Source organism: Chelativorans petroleitrophicus (assembly GCF_025398195.1).
Classification (GTDB): domain Bacteria; phylum Pseudomonadota; class Alphaproteobacteria; order Rhizobiales; family Rhizobiaceae; genus Chelativorans; species Chelativorans petroleitrophicus.
In genome coordinates this window covers 148,562-172,817 of record NZ_JAODNV010000011.1, presented here as the reverse complement: position 1 = coordinate 172,817, position 24,256 = coordinate 148,562, and the positions used below count along the sequence as shown (strand labels likewise).

General features: G+C 62.7%; 28 protein-coding genes. 18 read left to right on the top strand and 10 right to left on the bottom strand.

Translation table 11 applies throughout. From position 1 onward, the window contains the following. Positions 1–104 precede the first annotated feature (104 nt). From lepB to recO, 4 genes are read left to right on the top strand one after another with little or no spacing between them, the layout of a single operon-like run. The gene (gene lepB, locus NYR54_RS11530; RefSeq protein ID WP_261515801.1) at positions 105–854 is read left to right on the top strand and encodes a signal peptidase I; all 750 of its coding nucleotides are present in this window, start codon (positions 105–107) and stop codon (positions 852–854) included. A 13-nt stretch (positions 855–867) separates the two neighbouring features. Then, positions 868–1,587, top strand: coding sequence for a ribonuclease III (gene rnc / locus NYR54_RS11525; RefSeq protein WP_261515800.1), 720 nt, complete (start codon positions 868–870; stop codon positions 1,585–1,587). Further along, complete coding sequence (era, locus tag NYR54_RS11520; RefSeq protein ID WP_261515799.1) at positions 1,584–2,510, top strand: GTPase Era; 927 nt, start codon at positions 1,584–1,586, stop codon at positions 2,508–2,510. The genes rnc and era overlap by 4 nt, the downstream gene beginning before the upstream one ends. 18 nt (positions 2,511–2,528) lie before the next feature. Next, positions 2,529–3,275: a DNA repair protein RecO gene (gene recO / locus NYR54_RS11515; RefSeq protein ID WP_261515798.1), complete on the top strand. Its 747-nt coding sequence runs from the start codon at positions 2,529–2,531 to the stop codon at positions 3,273–3,275. A gap of 1 nt (position 3,276) precedes the next feature. On the opposite strand, the gene NYR54_RS11510 is transcribed toward recO, so the two are convergent. Both NYR54_RS11510 and NYR54_RS11505 read right to left on the bottom strand, forming a co-directional pair. Then, positions 3,277–4,515 (bottom strand): MFS transporter, encoded by a 1,239-nt coding sequence (locus tag NYR54_RS11510; protein WP_261515797.1) that lies wholly within the window; start codon positions 4,513–4,515, stop codon positions 3,277–3,279. Between the two features lie 133 nt (positions 4,516–4,648). Next, positions 4,649–5,521 carry a mechanosensitive ion channel family protein gene (locus tag NYR54_RS11505; RefSeq protein WP_261515796.1) on the bottom strand — a complete coding sequence of 291 codons (873 nt, stop codon included), beginning with the start codon at positions 5,519–5,521 and terminating at the stop codon, positions 4,649–4,651. Positions 5,522–5,727: 206 nt separating this feature from the next. Between NYR54_RS11505 and NYR54_RS11500 the strand changes: the two genes are divergently transcribed. The 3 genes from NYR54_RS11500 to NYR54_RS11490 are packed head-to-tail and all read left to right on the top strand — an operon-like array spanning position 5,728 to position 7,926. Next, positions 5,728–6,186 (top strand): GNAT family N-acetyltransferase, encoded by a 459-nt coding sequence (locus NYR54_RS11500; protein ID WP_261515795.1) that lies wholly within the window; start codon positions 5,728–5,730, stop codon positions 6,184–6,186. After that, positions 6,183–7,643: a RimK family protein gene (locus NYR54_RS11495; protein ID WP_261515794.1), complete on the top strand. Its 1,461-nt coding sequence runs from the start codon at positions 6,183–6,185 to the stop codon at positions 7,641–7,643. Before NYR54_RS11500 ends, NYR54_RS11495 begins: the two co-directional genes overlap by 4 nt. A gap of 25 nt (positions 7,644–7,668) precedes the next feature. Beyond that, positions 7,669–7,926 carry a DUF2188 domain-containing protein gene (locus NYR54_RS11490; RefSeq protein ID WP_341484300.1) on the top strand — a complete coding sequence of 86 codons (258 nt, stop codon included), beginning with the start codon at positions 7,669–7,671 and terminating at the stop codon, positions 7,924–7,926. A gap of 248 nt (positions 7,927–8,174) precedes the next feature. On the opposite strand, the gene NYR54_RS11485 is transcribed toward NYR54_RS11490, so the two are convergent. The 6 genes from NYR54_RS11485 to NYR54_RS11460 form a co-directional block, all read right to left on the bottom strand. Further along, positions 8,175–8,792 carry an HD family hydrolase gene (locus NYR54_RS11485; protein ID WP_261515793.1) on the bottom strand — a complete coding sequence of 206 codons (618 nt, stop codon included), beginning with the start codon at positions 8,790–8,792 and terminating at the stop codon, positions 8,175–8,177. Further along, positions 8,792–9,655: a CAF17-like 4Fe-4S cluster assembly/insertion protein YgfZ gene (ygfZ, locus tag NYR54_RS11480; protein ID WP_261515792.1), complete on the bottom strand. Its 864-nt coding sequence runs from the start codon at positions 9,653–9,655 to the stop codon at positions 8,792–8,794. Before ygfZ ends, NYR54_RS11485 begins: the two co-directional genes overlap by 1 nt. Before the next feature lie 78 nt (positions 9,656–9,733). Then, positions 9,734–10,456 carry a cytoplasmic protein gene (locus NYR54_RS11475; RefSeq protein WP_261515791.1) on the bottom strand — a complete coding sequence of 241 codons (723 nt, stop codon included), beginning with the start codon at positions 10,454–10,456 and terminating at the stop codon, positions 9,734–9,736. A gap of 77 nt (positions 10,457–10,533) precedes the next feature. After that, positions 10,534–10,791, bottom strand: a complete 258-nt coding sequence (locus NYR54_RS11470; protein ID WP_261515790.1) for a hypothetical protein — start codon at positions 10,789–10,791, stop codon at positions 10,534–10,536. Positions 10,792–10,945: 154 nt separating this feature from the next. Beyond that, complete coding sequence (locus NYR54_RS11465) at positions 10,946–11,359, bottom strand: TIGR02301 family protein (RefSeq protein ID WP_423738607.1); 414 nt, start codon at positions 11,357–11,359, stop codon at positions 10,946–10,948. Next, complete coding sequence (locus NYR54_RS11460) at positions 11,356–11,778, bottom strand: NUDIX hydrolase (RefSeq protein ID WP_261515788.1); 423 nt, start codon at positions 11,776–11,778, stop codon at positions 11,356–11,358. The genes NYR54_RS11465 and NYR54_RS11460 overlap by 4 nt, the downstream gene beginning before the upstream one ends. 70 nt (positions 11,779–11,848) lie before the next feature. Here NYR54_RS11460 and NYR54_RS11455 point away from each other — a divergent pair, with 70 nt between their 5' ends. Further along, positions 11,849–12,592, top strand: coding sequence for an SOS response-associated peptidase (locus NYR54_RS11455; protein WP_261515787.1), 744 nt, complete (start codon positions 11,849–11,851; stop codon positions 12,590–12,592). An 81-nt stretch (positions 12,593–12,673) separates the two neighbouring features. After that, entirely contained in the window at positions 12,674–13,294 is a 621-nt protein-coding gene (locus NYR54_RS11450) for a LysE/ArgO family amino acid transporter (protein ID WP_261515786.1), read from the top strand. Between the two features lie 247 nt (positions 13,295–13,541). Here NYR54_RS11450 and NYR54_RS11445 read toward each other — a convergent pair whose 3' ends face one another. Then, the gene (locus NYR54_RS11445; RefSeq protein ID WP_261515785.1) at positions 13,542–13,784 is read right to left on the bottom strand and encodes a hypothetical protein; all 243 of its coding nucleotides are present in this window, start codon (positions 13,782–13,784) and stop codon (positions 13,542–13,544) included. Positions 13,785–13,810: 26 nt separating this feature from the next. Here NYR54_RS11445 and cysS point away from each other — a divergent pair, with 26 nt between their 5' ends. The 9 genes from cysS to NYR54_RS11400 all read left to right on the top strand — a co-directional run bounded on the left by cysS (position 13,811) and on the right by NYR54_RS11400 (position 23,664). Beyond that, positions 13,811–15,307, top strand: a complete 1,497-nt coding sequence (gene cysS / locus NYR54_RS11440; RefSeq protein ID WP_261515784.1) for a cysteine--tRNA ligase — start codon at positions 13,811–13,813, stop codon at positions 15,305–15,307. Between the two features lie 102 nt (positions 15,308–15,409). Then, positions 15,410–15,793 carry a VOC family protein gene (locus NYR54_RS11435; RefSeq protein WP_261515783.1) on the top strand — a complete coding sequence of 128 codons (384 nt, stop codon included), beginning with the start codon at positions 15,410–15,412 and terminating at the stop codon, positions 15,791–15,793. 18 nt (positions 15,794–15,811) lie between these two features. Then, positions 15,812–16,315: a GFA family protein gene (locus NYR54_RS11430; RefSeq protein WP_261515782.1), complete on the top strand. Its 504-nt coding sequence runs from the start codon at positions 15,812–15,814 to the stop codon at positions 16,313–16,315. Beyond that, positions 16,312–16,803: a GFA family protein gene (locus NYR54_RS11425; RefSeq protein ID WP_261515781.1), complete on the top strand. Its 492-nt coding sequence runs from the start codon at positions 16,312–16,314 to the stop codon at positions 16,801–16,803. The genes NYR54_RS11430 and NYR54_RS11425 overlap by 4 nt, the downstream gene beginning before the upstream one ends. Beyond that, entirely contained in the window at positions 16,800–18,413 is a 1,614-nt protein-coding gene (gene cimA, locus NYR54_RS11420; RefSeq protein ID WP_261515780.1) for a citramalate synthase, read from the top strand. The genes NYR54_RS11425 and cimA overlap by 4 nt, the downstream gene beginning before the upstream one ends. Before the next feature lie 3 nt (positions 18,414–18,416). Next, positions 18,417–19,334, top strand: coding sequence for an EamA family transporter RarD (gene rarD / locus NYR54_RS11415; protein WP_261515779.1), 918 nt, complete (start codon positions 18,417–18,419; stop codon positions 19,332–19,334). 136 nt (positions 19,335–19,470) lie between these two features. Next, the gene (locus NYR54_RS11410; RefSeq protein ID WP_261515778.1) at positions 19,471–21,303 is read left to right on the top strand and encodes a LysM peptidoglycan-binding domain-containing protein; all 1,833 of its coding nucleotides are present in this window, start codon (positions 19,471–19,473) and stop codon (positions 21,301–21,303) included. 102 nt (positions 21,304–21,405) lie between these two features. Continuing rightward, complete coding sequence (locus NYR54_RS11405; protein ID WP_261515777.1) at positions 21,406–21,774, top strand: ArsR/SmtB family transcription factor; 369 nt, start codon at positions 21,406–21,408, stop codon at positions 21,772–21,774. A gap of 9 nt (positions 21,775–21,783) precedes the next feature. Beyond that, positions 21,784–23,664, top strand: coding sequence for an ABCB family ABC transporter ATP-binding protein/permease (locus tag NYR54_RS11400; RefSeq protein WP_261515776.1), 1,881 nt, complete (start codon positions 21,784–21,786; stop codon positions 23,662–23,664). A gap of 86 nt (positions 23,665–23,750) precedes the next feature. Here the strand turns inward: NYR54_RS11400 and NYR54_RS11395 are convergent, their stop codons facing one another. Further along, complete coding sequence (locus tag NYR54_RS11395; RefSeq protein ID WP_261515775.1) at positions 23,751–24,209, bottom strand: hypothetical protein; 459 nt, start codon at positions 24,207–24,209, stop codon at positions 23,751–23,753. Positions 24,210–24,256 lie beyond the last annotated feature (47 nt).

Genomic DNA, 24,256 nt, shown 5'->3' with positions numbered 1-24,256 from the left:
CAATTTGCCTGGACAACCACGCATTGCCGTGCACGCTGCGAGCCGATAAGACGAGACGCGATTGAGGCCTGCGGGAACCTGCCCGCACGCAAACCGAGGACGACATGAGCGTGGCCGACAAAACCCGGAAAAAAACAGGCGGTCTCGGCGAGACTGTCAGCGTTATTCTTCAGGCGCTCCTGCTGGCGCTGGTTATCAGGACCTTCCTGTTCCAGCCTTTCTCGATCCCATCGGGTTCCATGCGGCCGACGCTGCTGGAGGGCGACTATCTGTTCGTCACCAAATGGGCCTACGGCTATTCACACCACTCCTTTCCCTTTTCCCCGCCGCTCTTCTCCGGCCGCATCTGGGGTTCGGAGCCCGAGCGCGGCGACGTGGTCGTCTTCAAGTTTCCGCCTGACCCCTCTCTCGATTACATCAAGCGCGTGATCGGCCTTCCGGGCGATCGCATCCAGATGCGCGACGGCCAGCTCTATATCAACGGCGAGCCTGTGAAGCGGGAGAAGGTCGGCCAGATCGACAATCCCGACATCACGGAGATGAACCGGCCCGTTGACGTCTACCGCGAGACGCTGCCGAACGGTGTTTCCTACGACACGCTGGACCTTTCGCCCAATTCGATCGGTGACAACACTCGGGAGTTCGTCGTTCCCGAGTGTCACTACTTCATGATGGGAGACAATCGCGACAACTCCACCGACAGCCGCTTCTCGGTCGGATTTGTGCCTGCGGAAAACCTCGTGGGCCGGGCCAACATCATCTTCTTCTCCATTGCCGGCGGGGCAAGCCCCCTGGAGGTCTGGCGCTGGCCGGGCGAGGTGCGCCTCGGGCGCATCTTCAACTGGGTCGAATAACGGCGGCAGGACCATGACAGGCACGCGCCTGAGCGCCAGCGAACTTGCCGAGGCGGCCGGAAGGCGCACCGGTGTCACCTTTCGCGATCCGGCCCTCTTGGAACGGGCGCTAACCCATTCCAGCGCCCGCGGGGCTGCGGGCGCCGATTACCAGCGCTTGGAATTTCTCGGTGACCGCGTGCTTGGCCTACTGGTGGCCGAGATGCTCTACGAAAATTTCCCGGAAGCGCCCGAAGGGGAATTGTCCGTTCGCCTCAATGCGCTGGTCAACGCCGAGACGCTGGCGGAGATCGCCGACGAACTGGATCTGACGGACCTCATTCGCACGGGCAATGACCTGCGCGCGCTCGCCGCGCGCAAGCAGGTCAACATGCGCGCCGATGTGCTGGAGGCGCTGGTTGCGGTCATTTACCTCCAGGACGGGCTGGAGGGCGCGCGCCGCTTCATCCGCGCCCATTGGGCCGAACGTTCGAAGGCCGCGAGCGCCGCCCGCACCGACGCCAAGACGGCGCTGCAGGAATGGTCGCATCAGGTTTCAGGCAGCACGCCGGAATACACGATCGAGAGCCGTGAAGGCCCCGATCACGATCCGGTGTTCACCGTTGCCGTCCGAATTGTGGGGTATCCCGAGGGGCGCGGACGCGGCCGCTCGAAGCGCGAGGCGGAACAGGCGGCCGCGGCTGAGGTTCTCGTGCGCGAGGGTGTATGGAAGCCGCTGGAAGATACTCCATGACCGATACCGCAAACCCTGCGCATGCGGCGGATAATACCCGCTCGGGTTTCGTGGCCCTGATCGGCGCCCCCAACGCTGGCAAGTCCACGCTCCTCAATCAGCTTGTGGGCGCCAAGGTTTCCATCGTCACCCACAAGGTGCAGACGACGCGCTCCATCATCCGCGGCGTTGCCATTCACGACCGCACGCAGATCGTTTTCGTGGATACACCGGGAATCTTCCGCCCGCGCCGCCGCCTCGACCGCGCCATGGTGACGACCGCCTGGGGCGGCGCAAGGGACGCCGACATTGTGGCGCTCCTTGTGGACGCTGAGCGCGGAATTTTAGGCGATGCGGAGACGATCATCGCGAACCTTGCGCAGATCCGTCAGCCGAAAATCCTTCTTCTCAACAAGATCGACCGTATTAAGCGCGAAAAGCTGCTGGTGCTGGCCGCCGAGGCGAATGCCCGCGTACCGTTCGAGCGCACCTTCATGATTTCGGCGCTGACCGGCGACGGCTGCGAGGACGTTATGAACTATCTGGCGGAGGCCCTGCCGGAGGGGCCGTGGTACTACCCGGAAGACCAGATTTCCGATCTGCCTATGCGCCAGCTCGCAGCCGAGATCACGCGCGAAAAGATCTATCTGCGCCTTCACCAGGAACTGCCCTATTCGGCCCATGTGGAGACCGAGAAGTGGGAGGAGCGCAAGGGCGGCTCGGTGCGCATCGAGCAGGTTATCTATGTCGAGCGTGAGGGCCAGAAGAAGATCGTGCTCGGCCACAAGGGTGCCACGATCCGCGCCATTGGCCAGGCGGCGCGCGAGGAGCTCTGCCATCTACTGGAGCAGAAGGTGCACCTGTTCCTGTTCGTCAAGGTGCGCGAGAACTGGAGCGATGACCCCGAGCGCTACCGGGAGATGGGGCTTGAATTCCCCGGGTGAGGGGACGACAACCGTTCCATGGAATGGCACGACGAAGGCTTTGTCCTCGGCAGGCGCAGGCATGGCGAGACGAGCGTTATCCTGGAGGTGATGACGGCCGCCCACGGCCGGCATCTCGGCCTTGTGCGCGGAGGCAGGTCGCGGCGGCTGCAGCCCATTCTTCAGCCAGGCAACCGCGTGGGCCTCGTCTGGCGCGCGCGCCTCGACGAGCATCTGGGCCTCTATCAGGTCGAGCCCCTGGAGATGAATGCAGCCCGGCTGATCGCCTCGCCGGCCGCCGTCTACGGTCTTCAGACGCTTGCAGCCCATCTGCGGCTGCTGCCGGAGCGCGATCCCCATCCGGCGCTTTTCAAGGCGATGGAAGTCGTCTGCGCTCATCTGGATAAGCCGGAGATCGCTGGCGCGCTATTCGCGCGTTTCGAGTTGGCTCTTCTAGAGGAGCTGGGCTTCGGCCTGGATCTAACCCGATGCGCGTTGACGGGGGCGCAAGAGGGGCTCGTCTATGTGTCGCCGAAGTCGGGCAGGGCGGTCACGCGGGAGGCCGGCGAGCCTTGGCGCGATAAGCTCTTGCCTCTGCCGCGGTTTCTGGGGGCGAAGGGTGAGGCCCCTACGGACGCGCCAGCGCTTGCGCAGGCCTTCGCGCTGACCGGCTTCTTTCTCCACCGCCACGTTTATGAGCCGCGCGGCCTTGCCGAGCCCGACGCGCGCTCGGGCCTCATTTCGGCGTTGATGCGTGCGCTCGAGGCGAGCGGAAACGCCGCGTGATCTACTCGGCGGCCGCCAGCGCTGGCCGTTCCACAGGCTTTTCCTGGATCGGCCAATGCACCACCGCGGCGAAGATGCCGAGTGCGACACCCAGCCACCAGACTGGATCGTAGGAACCGAACCGGTCATAGAGATAGCCGCCCAGCCAAACGCCGAGGAACGAGCCGACCTGGTGCGAGAAGAAGACGATCCCGCCCAGCATGCCGAGATATTTCGTGCCGAACATGATGGCGACCAGCGAGTTGGTAGGCGCTACGGTGGACAGCCACAACAGCCCGATCACGACCGCGAAGGCGATGACGCTTGTCGGAGTCTGCGGCAGGAGCAGGAAGGCCGTAACCGCGATAGAGCGGCCGAGATAGATGAGAGCGAGAAAGATGGCCTTCGGATAGCGCTGGCCGATGAAGCCGGAGGCGAGCGAGCCGATGATGTTGAAGAAGCCGATCAGGGCCAGCGCGATCACCGCGTAGCTGGCATCGATCCCAAGGTCGCCGACATAGGCGGGAAAATGCGCCGTGATGAAAGCGACCTGGAAGCCGCAGACAAAGAAGCCCGAAACAAGCAGCACAAAGCTGCGATGGGCGAAGGCCTCGCGCAGCGCTGCCCCCAAGCTCTGCTCGAACTCGGCTTGCCGGACACTGGCGCTCTTGGAGTTGCCGGCAAGAGGAATGGCCAGTACCGGGATGATGAGCATCCCGATGCTCATATAGATCAGCGTATCGGACCACCCATAGGCTTCGATCAGGCCCTGGCTTATCGGTGCGAAAATGAACATGCCGGCCGAACCAGCCGCGGTGCCGATCCCGAAGACGAATGTGCGGTTTTCCGCCGGCACGTGACGGGCGAAGGCAGCCAGAACGATCGAGAAGGAGCCCGCCGCGACTCCCAGCCCGACAAGCACGCCGCCGCTGATATGCAGCATGAGGGGGGTTGGCGCAGTGGCCATCAGGAACAGGCCAAGCCCGTAAAGGACGGCGGAGAGCGCAAGCACGCGCCAGGTTCCGAACCGGTCCGCGATCGCTCCGAAGACAGGCTGGCCGGTGCCCCACAGCAGGTTCTGGATCGCCATGGCCAGCCCAAATGTGGTCCTGTCCCAGCCCCGGTCCTCGAGCATGGGAAGCTGGAAGAAGCCCATGGCCGAACGTGGCCCGAAATTGATGGCTGCGATCAGGCAGCCGCATAACACGATCAGCCAAGGGAAAGACGGTGCAGCGTGTCGTGCGGAAGCGGCCTTGACCATAGGTTACATCCTCATGCTGGGAAGCCGCAGCCTACTGCACTGCGTCATTTGTTCAAATGAATTGGCAGAGCGAATCATTCAATAATTTTGATGCTTCCGCCGAGGCTGCGGGAACGCTGCGGGCATCGTTAAACTACTTCGCCGGGGCCGATGACGCATCCCGCGGGGTGTAGTGAACACTGTGCTGCGGATAGGGAATGGTGATCCCGTTTTTGTCGAAGGCCAGTTTGGCCGCCTTGTTGAGGGCGAAGCGTACCGACCAGTAATCCGAGGCCGCTGTCCAGTAGCGCAGATTGACGATGACGTCGCTATCTCGGATCTCCGTCACCATGGTTTCCGGCGCGGGTACGGCTAGCACCCGCTTGTCGGCCAGGGCCAGCTCCATCAGAATGTCGCATGCACGGTTGATATCGTCCTCAAAGCCAATCCGGATCGCCAGGTCATGACGGCGGGTCGGGTTGCGGGAATAGTTGGTCACTGCCCGGTTCCACAGCTCGCTGTTGGGCGTAAGCACGTAAACCCCGTCGAACGTGGTGAGCTCCGTGGCGAAAAGCCCGATCTCCTGCACGGTTCCTGCGATTCCGCCGGCGTCAATATATTCGCCCACGCGAAAGGGCTTGAGCACGAGCAGCATGATGCCGGCGGCGATGTTCTGCAATGTGCCCTGCAGGGCAAGGCCGATGGCGAGGCCTACCGCGCCGAGGGCGGCAATGATGCTCGCCGTCTGCACACCGAACTGCGCGAGGACCGTGACACCGACCAGAACGAGAACGGAGTATCGGATGACCTTCGAAAGAAACCGTCGCAACGTCTCGTCGAAGGAGGGGAAGCGACCAAGCCCACGGTAGGTCCATCGCTGCAGCGCCCCGGCCACGATGAAGCCGGCAATGATAAGAATGATCGCGCCCAGGACAGAGAAAGAATAGGCGATGGCAAAGTCCACGACCTCGATCCACAACCTGCCGGCTGTCGTCAACACGTCGTCCGGATATATAAAGGTCTCCATCCAGCCCTCATGTTCTTCAACTGGCGTTGATTGTGAACGCTAAGTCCTAATCGGGCCTTTAGGAATACCCGGAACCCGCGGCGGTACAAGGTCCTGCTTTTCCGCGCTCGGTTCGCGCGGCCCGGAGGGCATCCTATTTTCCCGCTGGAAGTCCTATACGGTAGTGATATGACTCCGGGTCCTGATCCGAGGTGATCCCGACCCAAATGCCCGCCGACATTCGTCCGGCTCGTGTCTCCGACATCGATGCGCTTGTATCCATCGAGAACAGCGTCTTCGGTTCGGACCGCATTTCACGCCGCTCCTTTCGTCGCCATGTTTGCAACCTTAGCGCCGGTCTGCTGGTCGCCAACGGCAATGATGTCATCCTGGGATATGCCTTGATTCTGTTCCGGGCGCGCAGCCGAGTCGCCCGGCTTTATTCGCTGGCCGTCAATCCTGCGCATGAGAAGGCCGGTGTGGGGCAGCGGCTGCTTTCGGCCGCTGAGGAGGCGTCCTTTTCGCGCGGCTGCCCTATCCTTCGTCTTGAGGTGCGCGAGGACAATGCGCGCGCCATCGGCCTCTATCAGCGCGCCGGATACCGCCGTATCGGGCGCCGTGAAGCCTATTACGAAGATGGCTCCGCGGCGCTGCGCTTTCAGAAGGATCTATCGAGGAACCAATGAGCTGGGTCATTCTCACCGGCAGGCCGGGCGATCTCGATCAGGTGGCAACGCCGCACAAGATCATCACCAGCCGCGATTACCTTACCCATCCGGCGCTCTTCCGCGGCCAGCGGCCGAAGATCATCAATCTGTCGAACAATTACGGCTATCAGAGCCGCGGCTACTATGCCTCGCTTCTTGCTAGCTCGCGCGGGCACAAGGTGATCCCCACGGTTGAGACGATGATAGATCTGTCCGGCCGCAAGCTCTATGAAAATGCGCTGCCGGAGCTGGAGCAGGCGCTCAACCGCTGCCGCAAGGATGTGGGCGGCAGTTTTCCCTCCACGGTAACTGTCTTCTTTGGTATCGGCCCGTCCAGGGCCTGGGATCGCTTCGCCCGGCTGCTGTTTGACTGGTTCCGCGCGCCGGCCCTGGAGGTGTCGATCGCGGACGGCGAGTGGGCGACGATCAGGAAAATCGGCTTCCTGCCTCTCAACCGTATGAAGCCTGACGAGAAGGCGCGGTTCCTGGCGAGCCTCGACACCTATACCAGCCGCCAGTGGCGCGACTCCAGGGCGCGCACGCCCGCGCGCTATACGTTTGCCACGCTTATCGATCCGCATGAGGAACTCCCGCCCTCGACTGTGGGCTCCCTCAAGCACTGGTCCCGCATCGCGGAGAAGATGGGCGTGGAGGTCGAGCCCATCACGAAGAAGGATCTGGCGAAGCTCGCCAATTACGACGCGCTTTTCATCCGAGAGACGACATCGATCTCCAACCACACTTACCGGTTCGCCCGCCGTGCCCAGCAGGAGGGCATGCCCGTCATCGACGATCCACTGTCGATGATCCGGTGCACCAACAAGGTCTATCTCAATGAGCTAATGCTTCATAATGGCGTGCCCGTGCCGCCGACGGTGATGATCACGGGGCCTCAGGATCTGGAGGCGGCAGCCGACAGCCTGGGCTTTCCGCTCGTGCTCAAAATTCCCGACAGTGCATTTTCGCGCGGGGTGAAGAAGGCCGCCAATCTCGCCGAGCTTCAGGCACTTGCCGCCAAGTGGCTTGAGGATTCGGACCTGCTGATCGCTCAGAAATATCTGCCGACAGAGTTCGACTGGCGCATCGGCGTGCTGGGCGGCGAACCGCTTTTCTCAGTGCAATATCTGATGGCCAAGAAGCACTGGCAGATTGTCAATCACGAGCGCCGCGGAAAGCCTCAAGAGGGCGGTTTCCGCGTGTTCAGCCTCGCCGAAACCCCGCCTGAGGTAATCGATATCGCCGTGCGCGCGGCCCGCTGTATCGGTGATGGGCTCTATGGAGTGGATCTGAAGGAGACGCCGGAAGGCGTTCACGTCATCGAGGTGAACGACAACCCCAATCTCGACCATGGCTGCGAGGATGCGGGCGAAAAGGACGAGGTCTGGGTAAGGCTTACCCGATGGTTCATCGACCGGCTGGAGCGGCAGGGGCGATAGGTGGTATTCTTTTCTGACCGGATCGGTGCTCGTACAAGGCAATAAAAGGCGTAATCGATGTCGAAAAAGGGACAACACGTGGTGCCCAGCGGCGGCAGGTGGAGTGTCAAGAACTGCCGGTGCATCGCGAGCGAGCGGAACATATGCCACGCAGCAGGAAGCTATTGACGTAGCGCGTGAGCGGGCTCGCCGGGAGGGCGTGGAGCTGTACATTCATGGGCGGGACGGAAGGAACAGAGAACGGAGCTCCTACGGGCGCTATACCCATCCTCCGAAAGCGTAATGCCCCCGGCGGCTCCATTCGATAAATCGTTTCCGTAAATTGCCCATTCGATGAAGAATATGCGCCTCTCCTCGAGGCAAGCTCGTTTCCTTATACATGGCTTTTCAAGGCTGGATGACAGAGAAGAAAATCTCCGAAGGTCATTCGGAAAAAGAGGCTCCGGTTGCCGACACGAGAGCGGATTGATGAGATGAAGGATTGGGTCGCTATGGGCATGCCCCTCAAATTCAATTCCTGAGTGGCTACCTTCATCGGCCCTCGGCTTTGTACCGGCTCCGCTCGATTGCCTCAAATCGCGACAGATATGCGTTCTGTGCGGCACGAACGGGCTGCGGGTCGAGCATCAGCGCATCGGCCGAAACCCCGCGCGGCCGGCCGAAGAAGCGCGCCGCCTCTCCATGGCCGAAGCCCGCCAACTCAGTGGCCTCGAAATAGGCGGCAACACGGTCCGCCTGCTTGATCGCGCGCTTGAGTTCGGCTGGCAGGTCCGCAGGTAGGCCGAAACGCAGATGAATGGCGCGCTGCAGACGCTGTTCGACCGAGCGGTAGTCATCGCCGAGTGTGGCCTTGAAAGGCGAAATCATGTCGCCGATCACATATTCAGGCGCATCGTGCAGAAGGGCAGCCAGCAGCCAGTCCGCCGAGACGTCGCCGTTCATCATGCGGAAGATGCGTTCCACAATGAGTGAATGCTGGGCGACGGAAAAGGCGTGGTCGCCTGCGGTCTGCCCGTTCCAGCGCGCGACACGGGCAAGCCCGTGGGCAATGTCGGAAATTTCGATATCCAGCGGAGAGGGATCGAGCAGGTCGAGCCGGCGGCCCGAAAGCATGCGCTGCCAGGCGCGCGGTGGCTTGGCCCCAGCCATCAGGCCGTGCCTTCCTTGCCGCCGGATTCCGTCAGCGAAAAACGGGCGTAGGCGGGCGGCCGCAGCGAGAGCTTAACTCCTCCAGCAAGGATCGGTGTTCCAGCGGCATTCGCCTCCGCCGCGCGGTCAATACGCACGATAGCCAGTCCGATCCTGTCGGAAACCGAGCCGAGCGCGCCGATGGTGCGGCCCTCCGCCGTCACTTCCATGCCTGGGGCGGGCAGGGGAGCTTCCCCCTCGACGATCACCAGCCGCCTGCGTGCCGTGCCTCGATGGTGCATGCGCGAGACGACCTCTTGTCCCACATAGCAGCCCTTCGCCAGCCCCACGCCGCCGTTCTGGTCGAACAGCACGTCATGCGGAAAGGCATCGCCGAATGCGTAATCCCAGCCGCCTTCGGCAACGCCATGCTCGATACGAAGGCGGTGCCAGAGCCCAATGTCGCACTCTTCCGCCACAGCCTTCCCATAGTGGCGCAGTACTCCGAGCATCTCCGGAAAGCGCCGGTCGAGGAGCGTTGAATCATTTTGTGAAGCCGTTGAATCATTGTCCCATGATACGGCTATAAGTGCTTCTTCCCGAAGCGAAAGTTCCACCTTCGCGCGAAGCCGGTAGAGCATCAGGCGCTTGAGGAAAGCCTCTGCAATGTCCCTTCGGCAGTCGAGCCGGAAGGTGTCTTCCCCCGCGCGGGAAATGACAAAATCGAACACGATCTTGCCCTGCGGCGAAAGCAGCGCGCCCGGGCGAACCTCTCCCTCGGCCAGTGCCGAAATATCCGTGGTGACGATATTCTGCAGAAACGATCGGGCGTCGGGGCCTGCGGCGAGGATGACTGTGCGGTCGGTAAGCTGGATTGCGGGCATGGCAAGACTTGAATCCGGTCGGCGTTCCCCGAGCCGTAGGTAAGCGCCTTCGCCTCAAGCGGCAAGAGCCGCCGCGGCTCAATCGCCCGCCACGAAATAGACCCAGCGCCCTTCCGGCGTGATGGCCGCGCGGTAAAAGATGTAGGCGCCGAAACTCTTCATTTCCTCGTAGTCGCCCGCCGTCACCAGCTTGAACAGCTCGACGCGCTGGCTGGCCGTCAGCTCCTCCAGCGGCACGGCAAAGAAATAGGGCCAGACGTAGAGCTCCCGTTCGGTGCCTGGGTTGAGATGCACAAACCCGGCTTCCATCACTTCGAGCAGAATCGCCAGAATTTCCTGGCCGTCTTCATCGCCCGAGCTCTCGCGCAAGAAATCGATAGGGTTACCCTCGAGAGGCCCAAGAGTGAGCTGGGTCGCGTTTGGCCCTTCCCCGATCAGCGGTCGCAGCCTTTCCAGGTCGCCGCTGCGGCAGGCTTCGATGATGAGTCGCCGCATCCTCGCCACCGGCTCGGGCAACAGGTCGAAATCGTAAAGAACTTCTGGTACCGGACCGTCCGGATCGTGGCGCATGGCCTCGCCCCCAGGCCATCCACCCGAGGGATCGGCCGCCGATGGATCGGGCAGGGGAGTACGCTCCATTGAGCCTTCGCCGTTCTGTCCGACAAGAGCCTGGCCGGACGGGGTGTCGCTCAACGCCAGCGCGTCCGGAGCCGAGCCGGTAAGTCCCGCCCAGGCCAGCATGACGGCGGTGATAGTCAGGCCGGGCCCCTTGAATGTCTCGGGGAGGGAACGGATCGGCATCGCCTACCTTCGGAGAATCGGGTGCTGCCATCAGCGGCGGCATACAATTCTACAGATAGCCGAAGGCGGCGGCGGGCTCAATGACGGGTGCGGGCCGGGAGAAAATCTCCAGCAAGCGCGCGTTCGCGCATACGTTCCAGGAGCGCCATCAGCGCTTCCTCGCCGCCTCTCTTGCCCAGCTCGGTCAGGGCGGTGGTAAGGGCGGCCTCGGCGATTATTTCGGGCTCGATGCCTGCGTGAAGCCCTTCGGCCCAAGCGGCGCTATGGCACTCGGCACAAGTGGTGCGCTTTTCCTCCTCGATCAGCGCTTCCAGATCAGCGACAGTCACATGCATGAAAGCTCACCCGTCTTCGGCGTGCGGCGGAAACTGCGCCGCGTCCAATTCGTCCCCTCTTGAGAAGTAGCACGAAAAATACGACGGCACGGCGACACCTGGCGGGCATGGTGAACGAATGGTGAAGGGCGGTGAGGCTGAGCCCGGCAGCCGTTCAGTCGCCGTAGCGCCGGACGATTTCGCGGGAAAGGGCCTCGCCTTCCTTCATGTAGCGGTCGATCGCGGCGAGAGCATGCGGTGTACAGTTCGAATAGACCGCGGCGAAGGAGCGGTAGCCATGGTTGAAGCTCGCGATCAGCCTCGCCCGGCGCTCTTCCGATGGCGCTTCCGCCTCTAGAAGAGCTTCCATCTGGGCGCGCCAGAGGCCGTCCTTTTCGCCGCATAAGGTACGCAGGAAATGGACGGAGCCGAGGATCTCGGCCAGACGCATGAGTTGCGGGTCGTAGGGCGCCTGGGCGGTGGCCTGGGAAGACGTTAGGACCAGCCAAGTCAAGGTTGCTGCGAGAAGGGACCCGCGCCGCCTCACCGGTTCCGGTTTTGCGGAATTGCCGCTGGAGCGCGGAATCATGACGAAACCGCTGTGCAGGCTACGGTCTCGGCGACCTCCAGCGTGCTTTTTGTGACGGGCAGGGAGCGCATTTCCTCGAGCGTATACCAGCCTGCGTGATCCGCATCATCGCCCGCCCGCAGCGTGCCCTGGACGCTGTCCGCGCGAAAAACCTCCAGCCGGTATAGCCGCCTGTCATCGCCCTCGAGGGTGACTTCGGCCGCGGGCGCAAGGTCCGCTGCCTCCAAGCCGGTTTCCTCGAAAAGCTCACGCCGGGCCGCCTGTTCGGCCGCTTCGCCCGCCTCGACCCGTCCGCCGGGAAAGGCGAACTGTCCGCGCGTCGGCGCGCGCCCCCGTCGGACGAGAAGAAAACGCCCGTCGCAAAGCACCGCCACCGAAACGGCGTGGATAACGCCTGGCCCTGTTGCATCCTGAGTCATGGTCTCTACTCTACCGCCCGGCTTCGGCGTGGCAACGCCATCTCGTGGAATCAGCATCGGGAAATGGAGCATGTGCGGACGCTTTGCGCTGACGAGCACGCCGAAAGATGTGGCGGCCCTGTTTGACATCATGGATGTGGAGGATTTTCCGCCGCGCTTCAATATTTCGCCGACACAGCCCATCCTGATGATAGCTGCCGGGCCGCGCCAGCCGTCGGGTTCCAACCTGCCGGAGCGGCAGGCGCTGCTCGTGCGCTGGGGTCTTCTTCCAGCTTGGGCAAAAGACCCGAAGGACATGCCGCTGCTCATCAATGCACGCAGTGAAACGGCGGCGCAGAAGGCCGCGTTCCGCGCGGCCATGCGCCATCGTCGCACGCTGGTGCCAGCCTCAGGCTTTTATGAGTGGCGGCGCGAGGGCAAGGGCCGCGCGCAGCCCTATTGGCTGCGGCCCAAAAGCGGCGGGCTGATCGCCTTCGCGGGACTGATGGAGACATGGATGGAGCCCGGCGGCAGCGAGATCGGCACCGGCGCGATTCTCACCACAGAGGCATCGGACGATCTTGCCGCGATCCACTCGCGCATGCCAGTGGTCATCCCGCCCGAGCACTTTTCCCGCTGGCTCGATTGCGTGCGCAGCGAGCCGCGCGACGTGGCCGATCTGCTGCGCTCGGCGGAACCCGGCTTCTTCGAGGCGATTCCGGTCTCCGATCGCGTGAACAGCGTTGCCAATTTAGGGCCGGAGATTCAGGAGCGGGCCGAGCCGGCGCAGGACAGGCCGGCGGAGAGCGCGGCTGAGCAGTTGCAATTGTTCTGAGTGAGAAAGCCTTGATAGCCTGGCGGCGATTGCCAATTCCTGCTGTTGCATCTGCCGACGCTCTCGGGCAAATCCGCACCCATGGGTGAGGCGCTTTATTCTCCGTTCCTGTCCGGTCTCTTTCTTGGCGGTTCGCTGATCATCGCAATCGGAGCGCAGAATGCCTTCATTCTACGCCAGGGGCTTCTGCGCCAGCACGTCTTCATCCTGTGCCTGATCTGCTCCCTGTCCGACGCGCTTTTGATCTCGGCGGGTGTCGCGGGGCTCGGCACGCTGGTCTCCCGCTCGCCCGCACTGATTACCGCAGTGACGGTGGGAGGCGCGATTTTCCTTTTCACCTACGCCTTCACCGCCTTCCGGCGAGCCACTCATCCCGATGCGCTTCATGCCGCCAAATCCGGGCCTGCGGGGTTCAAGGCTGCGGTCGGCGCGTGCCTGGCCTTCACCTTCCTCAACCCGCACGTCTATCTGGACACGGTGCTTCTGGTCGGCTCCCTGTCGGGCGCCTATGAAGGGGCTGCCCGCACGAGCTTCGCCATCGGCGCCATCTCGGCGTCGTTCCTCTGGTTCTTCGGCCTGGGATATGGAGCCCGGCTTCTGGAGCCGCTTTTTGCGCGGCCCGCCTCTTGGCGTGTTCTCGACACGCTTATTGGCCTCGTGATGGCCGTGCTGGGCCTAAATCTCCTCATGCGGCTCGTATGACCGCTTGGGTTCTTCCTTTTTCTTGGGCCTGCACAGAAGCGCCGCGTTGATGGCAGCTGGGCCTACCCGCCGGTACTCCCGAACGAGTTCCGGTTCAGCTCGCTCCCGTTCCTGCCGCGCTGGGCTCTGTGTGCTGTCTTCCGGGTACATGATACATGCCTGACTTTTGCTGCCTTTTCTGTCGCTCACTTGGTTTGCGAAATCGGTCGAAATCATGTCCCGAACGCCTGAGGCCAGGAACGGGTCCCTAAAATGCGCGAACAGGCTTAAAACTTTCCTTCATCATGTCGCCCGGGGTAAAATGAGGGGCTGTCCGAAATCGCGCTTGACGGCGCCCGCCGCGAAGGCGATAAGAGCCGCCATGAAAACGCTGTACGCCATTATCGGCATTTGCATTATCGGCTAGCGCTTCCTCGCTGGTCCGGTCGTTTTCGCTCATTTCAATCCCGAATACGAAAAACGCCCTGGCCAGCAGGCCGGAGCGAGCCATGTGCATTTTGAGACGGAATAAAGGCCATGTCCGAAGCATTCAGGGGGCTCAGGGTCTATAACACGCTGACGCGGCGCCAGGAGGATTTCGTCCCTCTCGATGCCGGCAATGTGCGCATGTATGTGTGCGGGCCGACTGTCTACGACTTCGCTCATATCGGCAATGCGCGGCCGGTGATCGTCTTCGACGTGCTGTTCCGCCTGCTGCGCCATCTCTACGGCGCCGAGCACGTAACCTATGTACGCAACATCACGGACGTGGACGACAAGATCAACGCCCGCGCCTTACGCGATTTCGGTGGAGAGATCGAAGCTGGTCGGTTGACGCTGAACGAGGCCATCCGCAAGGTCACCGAGACAACCGCCCGCCAGTTCCACGCCGATGTGGAAGCGCTCGGCTGTTTGAAACCAACGGCCGAGCCGCGCGCGACGGAGTTCGTGCTGCCGCGCGCGGACGGAAAGACGGACATGGTGAGCCTGATTCAGACTCTCATCGACCGCGGCCATGCCTATGTCGCAAAAGGCGAAATCCTGTTCGACACGGCTTCGATGCCGGACTACGGAGAACTCTCCAAACGCAGGCTGGAAGACCAGCAGGCTGGCGCGCGCGTGGCCGTCGATCCGCACAAGAAGAACCCTTCCGATTTTGTGCTGTGGAAGGAATCTTCGGCGCAGGAGCCAGGCTGGGAAGGCCGCTTCGTGGTCGAAGGCAGGGAGATCACGATCCGCGGCCGGCCCGGCTGGCACATCGAATGTTCGGCCATGTCGGCGGCCTATCTGGGGGAGATCTTCGACATCCATGGCGGCGGGCTCGATCTCATCTTTCCGCATCACGAGAATGAGATTGCGCAATCGCGCTGTGCCCATGGCACGCCGGTGATGGCGAAATACTGGATGCACAATGGCTTCCTCCAGGTGGAGGGCCGCAAGATGGCGAAATCCGAGGGCAATTTCGTCACGATTCACGAGCTCTTGCATACGGAGAAGTTCGGTGGCCGGTCGTGGCCCGGGGAAGTGCTGCGGCTTGCCATGCTCATGACGCACTACCGCGAACCGCTCGATTTTTCCGTGCGCAAGCTGGAAGAGGCTGAAACCGTTCTGGATGGCTGGTACCGGGCAATAGGCGATGTGCAGGCCGAGGGGAGCGACATTTCCTCCGATATGCTGCGTGCGCTGCAGGACGATCTTAACACCACTGGCGCCATTGCCGCTCTGCATGAGCTGCGCGCCGAAACGGCCAAGGGCGATAAGGAGGTCCGGCGGCGCTTGAAGGCAAGCGGGGAACTGCTCGGCATCCTTCAGAAAACGGAAGAGGAGTGGTTCTCGGCCAAGGCGGCGAGCGCAGCGGTCGATCCCGCCGCCATCGAGGAGAGGATTGCCGCGCGCCTCGCCTTCATCCGCGAAAAGAATTTTGCCGCGGCGGACGCCATCCGTGACAAGCTGTCGGGACAGGGCGTCCAGCTCATGGACTACAAGGACCCGGAAACAGGCGAGCGCAGGACGAAGTGGGAGGTGAAGCGGTGAGCCCGGTGGCAACATGTGCTGCCAGCCTTCACATCGTCTTCGTCGCCGGCCTTCCGGCCGAGGTCACGGCGTGCAACGCAACTTTTCGGGAGGGGTAGTCTCATGATCGACCACATCGGCATCAAGGTCGCGGATTTCGAGCGGGCCAAGGCGTTCTATGACAGGGCGCTCGCGCCGCTGGGCGCCAAGCTTCTCATGATGGTGCCTGCCGAGTATACGGGCGGCGTGAAGGTCGGCGGCTACGGCCGCGACAGGCCCGTCTACTGGCTGCACGAAACGGGCATCTCCGGCGAGCCGAAGCATGTCGCTTTCACCGCCCGCTCCCGGGCGGAGGTGGATGCCTTTTACACGGCCGCGCTTGCCGCCGGCGGGCGGGATAACGGTGCGCCGGGGCTGAGGCCGCACTACCACCCGAACTATTACGGCGCCTTCGTCTTCGATCCGGACGGCAACAACGTCGAGGCCGTCTGTCACGCGCCGGAGTGAGGCTGAAAGGAGTTTGCCATGAGCCTCGACAACGAACCTGTCTACACCGGCGGCTGCCAGTGCGGGGCGGTGCGTTTCCGTATCGAAGGCGCGCTCGGCCGGCCTTCAATCTGTCACTGCCGGATGTGCCAGAAGGCGTTCGGGAACTTCTATGCCCCGCTTGTGTCGGTGGGCCACGCGAAGTTCGAATGGACCCGCGGCGAGCCGAAACGCTTTCAGTCCTCCAATCATGTGCGGCGCGGCTTCTGCGCCGAATGCGGCACGCCGCTGACATTCGAGGCACCTGAGGACGGCGGCGACGGCTTCGCGCTTGCCATTGGGGCTTTCGATCATCCGGAAGAGCTCGCACCGCGGATCCAGTGGGGCGTGGAGGCGAAGCTGCCTTACTTCGACAGCCTGCATGAACTGCCTGCCCGGGAGACGATGGATGATCTCTCGGACGCGAGCTATCTCGCCGATCTCATCTCCTATCAGCATCCGGATCACGACACGGAAATCTGGCCTCCGGAGGACAGACAATGAAGAGCGAGCCGATCACAGGCGGCTGCCAATGCGGGGCGGTGCGCTATGCTTTGCACCGGGAGCCGCACAACCCTCACATCTGCCACTGCCGAATGTGCCAGAAGGCGTTCGGTTCCTACTTCGCACCGCTTGCGGGTGTGCCGCTGGAGGATTTCGAGGTCACGCGCGGCACGATCGCCATTTTCCGCAGTTCTGATCCGGTCGAGCGCGGTTTCTGCCGCGATTGCGGCACGCCGCTCACCTACCGCAACCTGAAGGCAGGCCACATCAGCATCGCGCTCGGCTCGCTGGACCATCCCGAGCGCGTCAAGCCCGCTAACCAGTACGGTACGGAAGCGCGCATGCCCTGGTTCGCGGAGCTTGCCGGTCTGCCCGGGGCCACGACGGAGGACGGCAGCGCGCCTGAGCTTCTGGCCGATATCCGCCGTTCGAGCCGCCAGCATCCAGATCACGACACGGACCGGTGGCCACCGGAGGGCGTGCGATGAGCCGCGAGCGCATCTATCTCTTCGACACGACGCTGCGCGACGGACAGCAGACGCCGGGCGTCGATTTCTCGGTAGAGGACAAGATCGTCATCGCACGCCTACTGGACGACCTGGGCCTGGACTATGTGGAAGGCGGCTATCCGGGCGCCAATCCAACGGACACGGCGTTCTTTTCCAGAAAGCGCACAACCAACGCCACCTTCGTCGCCTTCGGCATGACCAAGCGGGCAGGGATATCGGCATCCAACGATCCGGGGCTTGCCGCGCTCCTGCAGTCGCAGAGCGACGCCATCTGCTTCGTCGCGAAGAGCTGGGACTATCAGGTACGGGTGGCGCTTGGCACCACCAACGAGGAGAATCTGGAAGGCATCCGCGCTTCCGTGGCGGCGGCACTCGCCGCTGGTAAGGAAGTGATGCTCGACTGCGAGCACTTTTTCGACGGCTACAAGGCCAATCCGGATTATGCGCTTGCCTGTGCCCGGACAGCCTATCAGGCGGGCTGCCGCTGGGTTGTTCTGTGCGATACTAATGGCGGCACTCAGCCGGGCGAGGTGCGCGACATCGTCTCCGCCGTGATCACCGCCGGCATTCCCGGGAGCCATCTCGGCATTCACGCGCATGACGATACCGGCCAGGCGGTGGCCAATTCGCTTGCGGCGATCGATGCGGGCGCGCGCCAGATCCAGGGCACGCTAAACGGCATTGGCGAGCGCTGCGGCAATGCCAACCTGATCACCATCATCCCGACCCTCATGCTGAAGCCGGCCTATGCGGATCGCTTCACCACCGGCATCACGCGGGAAAGGCTCGCCAGCCTCACACGCGTTGCGCATGCGTTCGATGAGCTCTTGAACCGCGCGCCTAATCCGCAGGCGCCCTATGTGGGCTCCTCCGCCTTTGCCACCAAGGCGGGCATTCACGCCTCGGCCATCCTGAAGGATCCGCAGACCTATGAGCACGTGGAGCCGGAGGCCGTGGGCAATACGCGTCGTGTCATGGTGTCCGATCAGGGCGGCAAGTCCAACTTCATTGTCGAACTTAAGCGGCGCGGTATTGCCGTGGAGAAGACGGACCCGCGGCTCGACCGGCTGATCGCCATCGTCAAGGAGCGCGAGGCCATGGGCTATGCCTATGAGGGGGCCGATGCCAGCTTCGAGTTGCTCGCCCGGCGCATCCTTGGCAGCGTGCCGGAGTTCTTCAAGGTCGACGGATTCCGCTGCATGGTCGAGCGCCGCTTCGATGCGCGGGGCAACCTGAAGACCGTTTCGGAGGCCGTGGTGCGGATCACCATTGATGGTGAACAGCGGCTTTCCGTGGCCGAAGGCCATGGGCCCGTCAATGCGCTTGACATCGCGCTCAGGAAGGACCTTGGCAAATATCAAGCCGAACTTGCCGATCTGGCGCTGGCGGATTACAAGGTACGCATTCTCAATGGCGGTACCGAGGCGGTCACCCGCGTGCTCATCGAATCGAACGATTCGACCGGCGAACGTTGGTGGACCGTCGGCGTTTCAGACAACATCATCGACGCATCTTTCCAGGCTCTGATGGACTCCATCGTCTACAAGCTGGTGAAGAACCGGGAAAGGAAGGGCCTCGCGGCCGAATAGACCATGGCTGACACCGTTCCCGAATCCCGGGCGGAGGAGGAGTCCGCGCGCGGCTTCCTTTATGCGCTTTCGGCTTATCTGCTGTGGGGTGTTCTGCCGATTTACATGAAGGCAGTCGCCCACATACCGCCCGCCGAGGTGGTGGCGCATCGCGTGCTGTGGTCGGTACCGGTCGCCGGTCTCGTGCTCCTTTCCCTCCGCCGTACCGCCGATATCAGGCGCGCCTTTCGCTCACTGCGCACGCTCGCCATGGCCGCATTGACGGCCGCTATCATTTCGGCGAACTGGGCCACATACGTTTGGGCGATTGCGGCGGAGCAAACGGTGGAGGCCGCGCTCGGCTACTACATCAATCCTCTGGTCTCAGTCTGCATGGGTGCGGTTCTGCTACGCGAAAGGCTGAGCCGCATACAACTTTTGGCCATAGGTTTCGCCGCCGCTGGCGTTGTGGTTTTGACGGTGGAGGCGGGCGGATTGCCCTGGGTTTCGCTAATGCTGGCCGTCTCTTTCGCCGTCTACGGCTTTTTGCGGAAGACCCTGCCCATAGGTCCCAGTCAGGGCTTTTTCCTGGAAGTTCTGATTATCAGCGTGCCGGCCCTTGTCTATATTCTCTGGCTGCAGTGGGCAGGCGACGGGCACTTCCGGTTGTCGCAGCCCCGCGATGTGTGGCTCCTGGTCGGCTGCGGTCCGGTTACCGCTATCCCTTTGATTTTATACGCTTTTGGTGCCAAATTGCTGCGTTATGTCACGATCGGGATCATGCAGTATGTCGCGCCGACGCTGATCTTTCTGATCGCCGTCTTCGTCTTCCGGGAGCCGTTCGGCAGCGAGCGCCTGTTGGCCTTCGCGCTGATCTGGCTGGCGCTCGCGATCTACACCTGGCCGATGCTGCGCACGCTCTGGAACAGGGGCGAGCGATGAAGAGCGCCAAAGGAGCCATAGGGCATCGCCGCCAAACCGACGCAACCCGCATGCTGCCAAGGCGTTTTGCGGGCTTTTCCTTGTCCGTTGCTCCAAAAACGGATAGAGCTGTCCAAGGGATTGAGGGACCGCTTTTATGGCGACCACTCCATATAGAATTCTGCTTTTCCTCCTCGGCGCCGTGATCGCCGGCGGAGCGGCCTATTACTTTGCTGGAACGCCTGATCCGGCCGCCGATCGGCAGGCTGGTTCGGGTGGGGCCACCGCCGCGCCTGAAGCTGCAGCGACACAGGCCCGTGTGCCTTCCGGAGAGGGAGCAGAGAGCGAAAAGCCTGAGACCGGACCGGCTGCCTCGGAGCAAGCTACACAGGCGAACGAAGCTGCGAAACAACAGGTGGTTGTCCCCTCTTTCCATCTCCTGCGTGCCGAACCGGATGGATCGCTCGTCGTAGCGGGTGCCGCCGCACCCGACGCGGAGGTGGAGATCCTGAGCGGAGCGACCGTGCTTGCCACAACCAAGGCGGGACCGACTGGAGATTTCGCGGCCATTCTTGACAAGCCGCTTAAGCCCGGCGAGCACGACATCGTGCTGCGCGCCACTGCGCCGGACAACGTGGTCGCAACATCCATGGAAACCGCTATCGTCTCCATTCCCTCGGCCGGGAGTAGCGAGGTGGTGGCGCTCGTGCAGCAGCCTGGTGAGCCGAGCCGCCTGATCTCGGTGCCGAACCTTCCTGGAAAAGGCCCCGCGCAGACGGAGAACGAATCCGCGCCGGCAGCGTCCGGGAAGCCGGCCGAACCTGAAACTCACGACGAAGCCGGTTCACACGTGGCGGAAGCGCTAGGCGCACAGGATGATGCCGCAGAAACGGCGGACCGGACCGATTCAGGTAAGCCGAAAGACATCGCCTCGGCGGAGGACGCCAGGCGCGAAGTTCCTGAAATCGTCGAAGCGCCGGAGGCGGCACCGGGCGATGGAGCCTCCGGCCAAGCCGTGTCTTCCGCTCCGGACCAGCCGGCTAATGAGGCGCCTGGCGTGGTCGCGCGCGCCGAAACCGATGCGGCTGGTCAGGCTGCCCAGCCGCAGCCGTCGAATAACCTGCCCTTTATCGAGGCGGTCGAGATTGACGGGCGGGAGGTCTTCGTGGCCGGCAGGGCCGAACCCGGCCGTCTGCTGCGCGTCTATGCCAATGACATCCTGCTTGACCAGACGCGGGTCTCACCTGAGGGGCGCTTCCTCGTAGAGGCCGAACGGGATCTGCCCGTGGGAGACTATATCATCCGTGCCGATGTGCTTGCTGATGACGGCGTGACGGTGGTTGCGCGCGCGGCGGTTCCCTTCGAGCGGCCCGAGGGCGAGCAGATCGCGGCGGTTGCGCCCGCGGCGATGCCGCGTCAGGCGGATGACATGCCGCAAGCGGGCGGCGGAGATGCTCAGGAGGACAACCGGGAAGATCGCGAATCCTCCGGAGCTCAAGCCGTTGATGGCGCTACGCAGGCTGACGCTTTCGCTGATGAGCAGCCGGCCGCCGGGGGCAACGCAGCCGCGCAGTCTGCATCCAGCCGCGCGGATGAGGGTGCTGTGTCTGGCGAGTCGTCCATCGCTCAATCGAGCGCCAGCCGGGAGGAGCAGACCCAGTCGGCTTCCGCCGGTGGTTTTGCCCGGCCTTCTGATCAGGGTGGCGTCGCGGTCACATCACCGCGGCTTCAGCCGGTCGAAGGAGCGGTCATCATACGCCGCGGTGATACGCTCTGGCAGATTTCCCGGCGCGTTTATGGCCGCGGCATTCGCTACACCACCATCTATCTTGCCAATCAGGATCAGATTCGCGATCCGGATTTGATCTGGCCGGGGCAAATCTTCACCATTCCGAACGAGACTGAAGAGGGCGTGAAGGCGGACCTCGAGGCCATAGGCAATCAGGCCATCACGCCTGAGAAATCCGCCGCCGCGGATCCGCGCGGCTGATCTGTTCGCTTTCACCCATTGCCATAACCGGCTGCAGACCAGTTGATTTTTTCCGTAAGCCACATTGTTACTCCATTGGTTATCGTATATCGACGATGACCGATGGAAGGCAGTATCGAACATCAACACCCGCAGTCCGCGCCCGGTGGCATCTCCCGCTGTGCATCAGACGACGCTCTGGCGCGCTCGCTTGCCGCGCTCTCGCACCCGGCTCGCATAAGAATCCTGCGCCACCTTTCCAACGTCGAGGGCTGCTGCTGCAAGGACGTGGTCGACCACATGCCGCTTGCCCAGTCCACAGTGTCCCAACATCTGAAGGTGATGCTGGAGGCAGGTCTTATACGTATGAAGCCCGAGGGCGGCCGCTCATGCTACACGGTTGACCGAGCGGCACTTGCAGCCTTGTCCGCATCCGTAAGCGGGCTGCTTGAGGCCTGCGTCGCGGGCACTGCATCCGACCAGAAAAGCTGAGGACGCCTCGTGCCGCAGAAAACAGTCTCCGCCGAATCCGGCTCCACGCTCCGTACGCTCGTAAATCTGTGGCCCTATATGTGGCCTGCGGACCGGCCCGACCTGAAGATGCGGGTGCTCCTGGCCACCGCCTTTCTGGTGCTTGCCAAGGTCGTCCTGGTGCTCGTGCCCTACTCTTACAAATGGGCTACGGACGTTCTTTCGGGCGAGGGGGCTGCACCGGCCTATCTTCCGGCCTTCCTTGCCGGCCCGTTGATGCTGGTCGTCGCCTACAATCTGATGCGGGTGATCCAGCTCGGGTTCAACCAGCTCCGCGATGCGCTGTTCGCGCGTGTCGGGCAGTATGCGGTGCGCCAGCTCGCCTACCGCACCTTCGTGCACATGCACAATCTGTCGCTGCGCTTTCACCTGGAGCGCAAGACGGGCGGCCTATCGCGCATCATCGAGCGCGGCACCAAGGGCATCGACACGATCGTCCGCTTCACCATCCTCAATACCGTACCGACGCTGCTCGAGTTCGCACTGGCGGCGGGGATATTCACCTTCGCCTATGGCTGGACCTATGTGGCGATCATCGCGGTGATCGTGTGGCTCTACGTCTGGTTCACGGTGAAGGCCAGTGACTGGCGCATCACCATCCGCCGCGAGATGAACGACTCCGACACCGAAGCGAACACCAAGGCGATCGACTCGCTGCTCAATTTCGAGACGGTAAAGTACTTCAACAACGAGGCGATGGAAGCCCGCCGCTTCGACCGCTCCATGGCGCGGTACGAGGAAGCGGCAACGAAAACCTGGACCTCGCTCGGCTGGCTGAATTTCGGACAGGGGATGATCTTCGGCGTTGGCATGACCGCGGTCATGGCTCTGTCGGCCTGGGAGGTGATGCAGGGCACGCAGACGGTGGGCGATTTCGTTTTCATCAATGCCATGCTGATGCAGCTCTCCATCCCGCTCAATTTCATCGGTTTCGTCTATCGCGAGATTCGCCAGGGGCTGACCGACATAGAGCAGATGTTCGATCTTCTCGACGAGACGCCGGAAGTGCAGGATCGGCCGGGCGCCAAGCCCCTTCGGGTCCGCAGCGGCCACGTTCAGTTCGAGAACGTGGTGTTCGCCTACGACCCCGACCGCCCAATCCTCAAGGGCATCAGCTTCGAGATTCCGGCAGGAAAGACTGTGGCTATCGTCGGCCCCTCTGGGGCGGGCAAGTCGACCATCTCGCGCCTCATCTTCCGCTTCTACGATATTCAGGAAGGTGCGATCCGCATCGACGGCCAGGATATTCGCGACGTGACGCAGGAGAGCCTGCGTGCGGCGATCGGCATAGTGCCGCAGGACACGGTGCTCTTCAACGACACGATCCGCTATAACATCCGGTACGGTAGGCCAGACGCGACGGACGAGGAGGTGCGACGCGCCGCTGAGCTGGCGCAGATCGGCCCGTTCATCGAGAGCCTGCCTGCAGGTTACGATACGCTTGTCGGCGAACGCGGCCTGAAGCTCTCCGGCGGCGAGAAACAGCGGGTCGCCATCGCCCGCACGATCCTGAAGGCCCCGCCGATTCTCATTCTGGACGAGGCAACATCGGCGCTCGACACCCATACCGAGCAGGAGATCCAGGCGGCTCTCGATCTGGTGAGCCGCGACCGCACGACGCTGGTCATCGCTCACCGGCTTTCCACGGTCATCGGCGCGGACGAAATCATTGTGCTGCGTGACGGCCGCATCGCCGAGCGGGGAACGCACCGGACGTTGCTTGCCGCGCGCGGTCTCTATGCCGAGATGTGGAACCGGCAGCGCGAGGCCAGTCGTGCCGAAGAGCGCCTGCGCCGTGCCCAGGAGGAAGATGAGATGGGTGTTCTGGTACGAAAGGTGCCGAGCTACTGACGAAGGGCGGCCTGCTTTGAGCAATAATTAAATAATGCCTGACCCGGCAGTGCCGGATCAGGCACATCTCAAGCATCCTGCTTGTGTCAGGCCGTCCGTCCTGAGGCGAAGCCGAAGAAGCGGCCAACGGCTTGCCACATCCTTGCGCGGCGCTCGCTTGCCTGCGCATGGCGGCGCAGCCTGTGGGCAAGGCCGCTACCGGTCATCCGGCCATGATAGCGGCAATCGCACAGCAGAGCATGCGCCTCGGAATCGCTGAGCTGGAAGAAATCCATCGCGTCCCCAAGACGGTCGCCTGCAAGACCTTCCTCGCGTAGCACCGGATCGTTGAAGGCCACGGTGAGGGGGGTGTTCACGCCGCGATAGGCCCGCCGTTCCTGCGGGGGCAGATATTCCACCTGCCTCAGTGCATTGATGGGACCTTGATGGCATTCGAGAATCTCAGCCCAGCGTTCGATCCGTTCCCTGCGTGACATTCTCCGCTGCGGAGGCTGCGCGTAGGTCGTTGCTGCGGCGGCCAGTTCTTGCGGATTCTGGTGCTTCATCGCTCCCTCCTACAACATGCGTTCATAGAAGGGCACCTAGAGCGCCG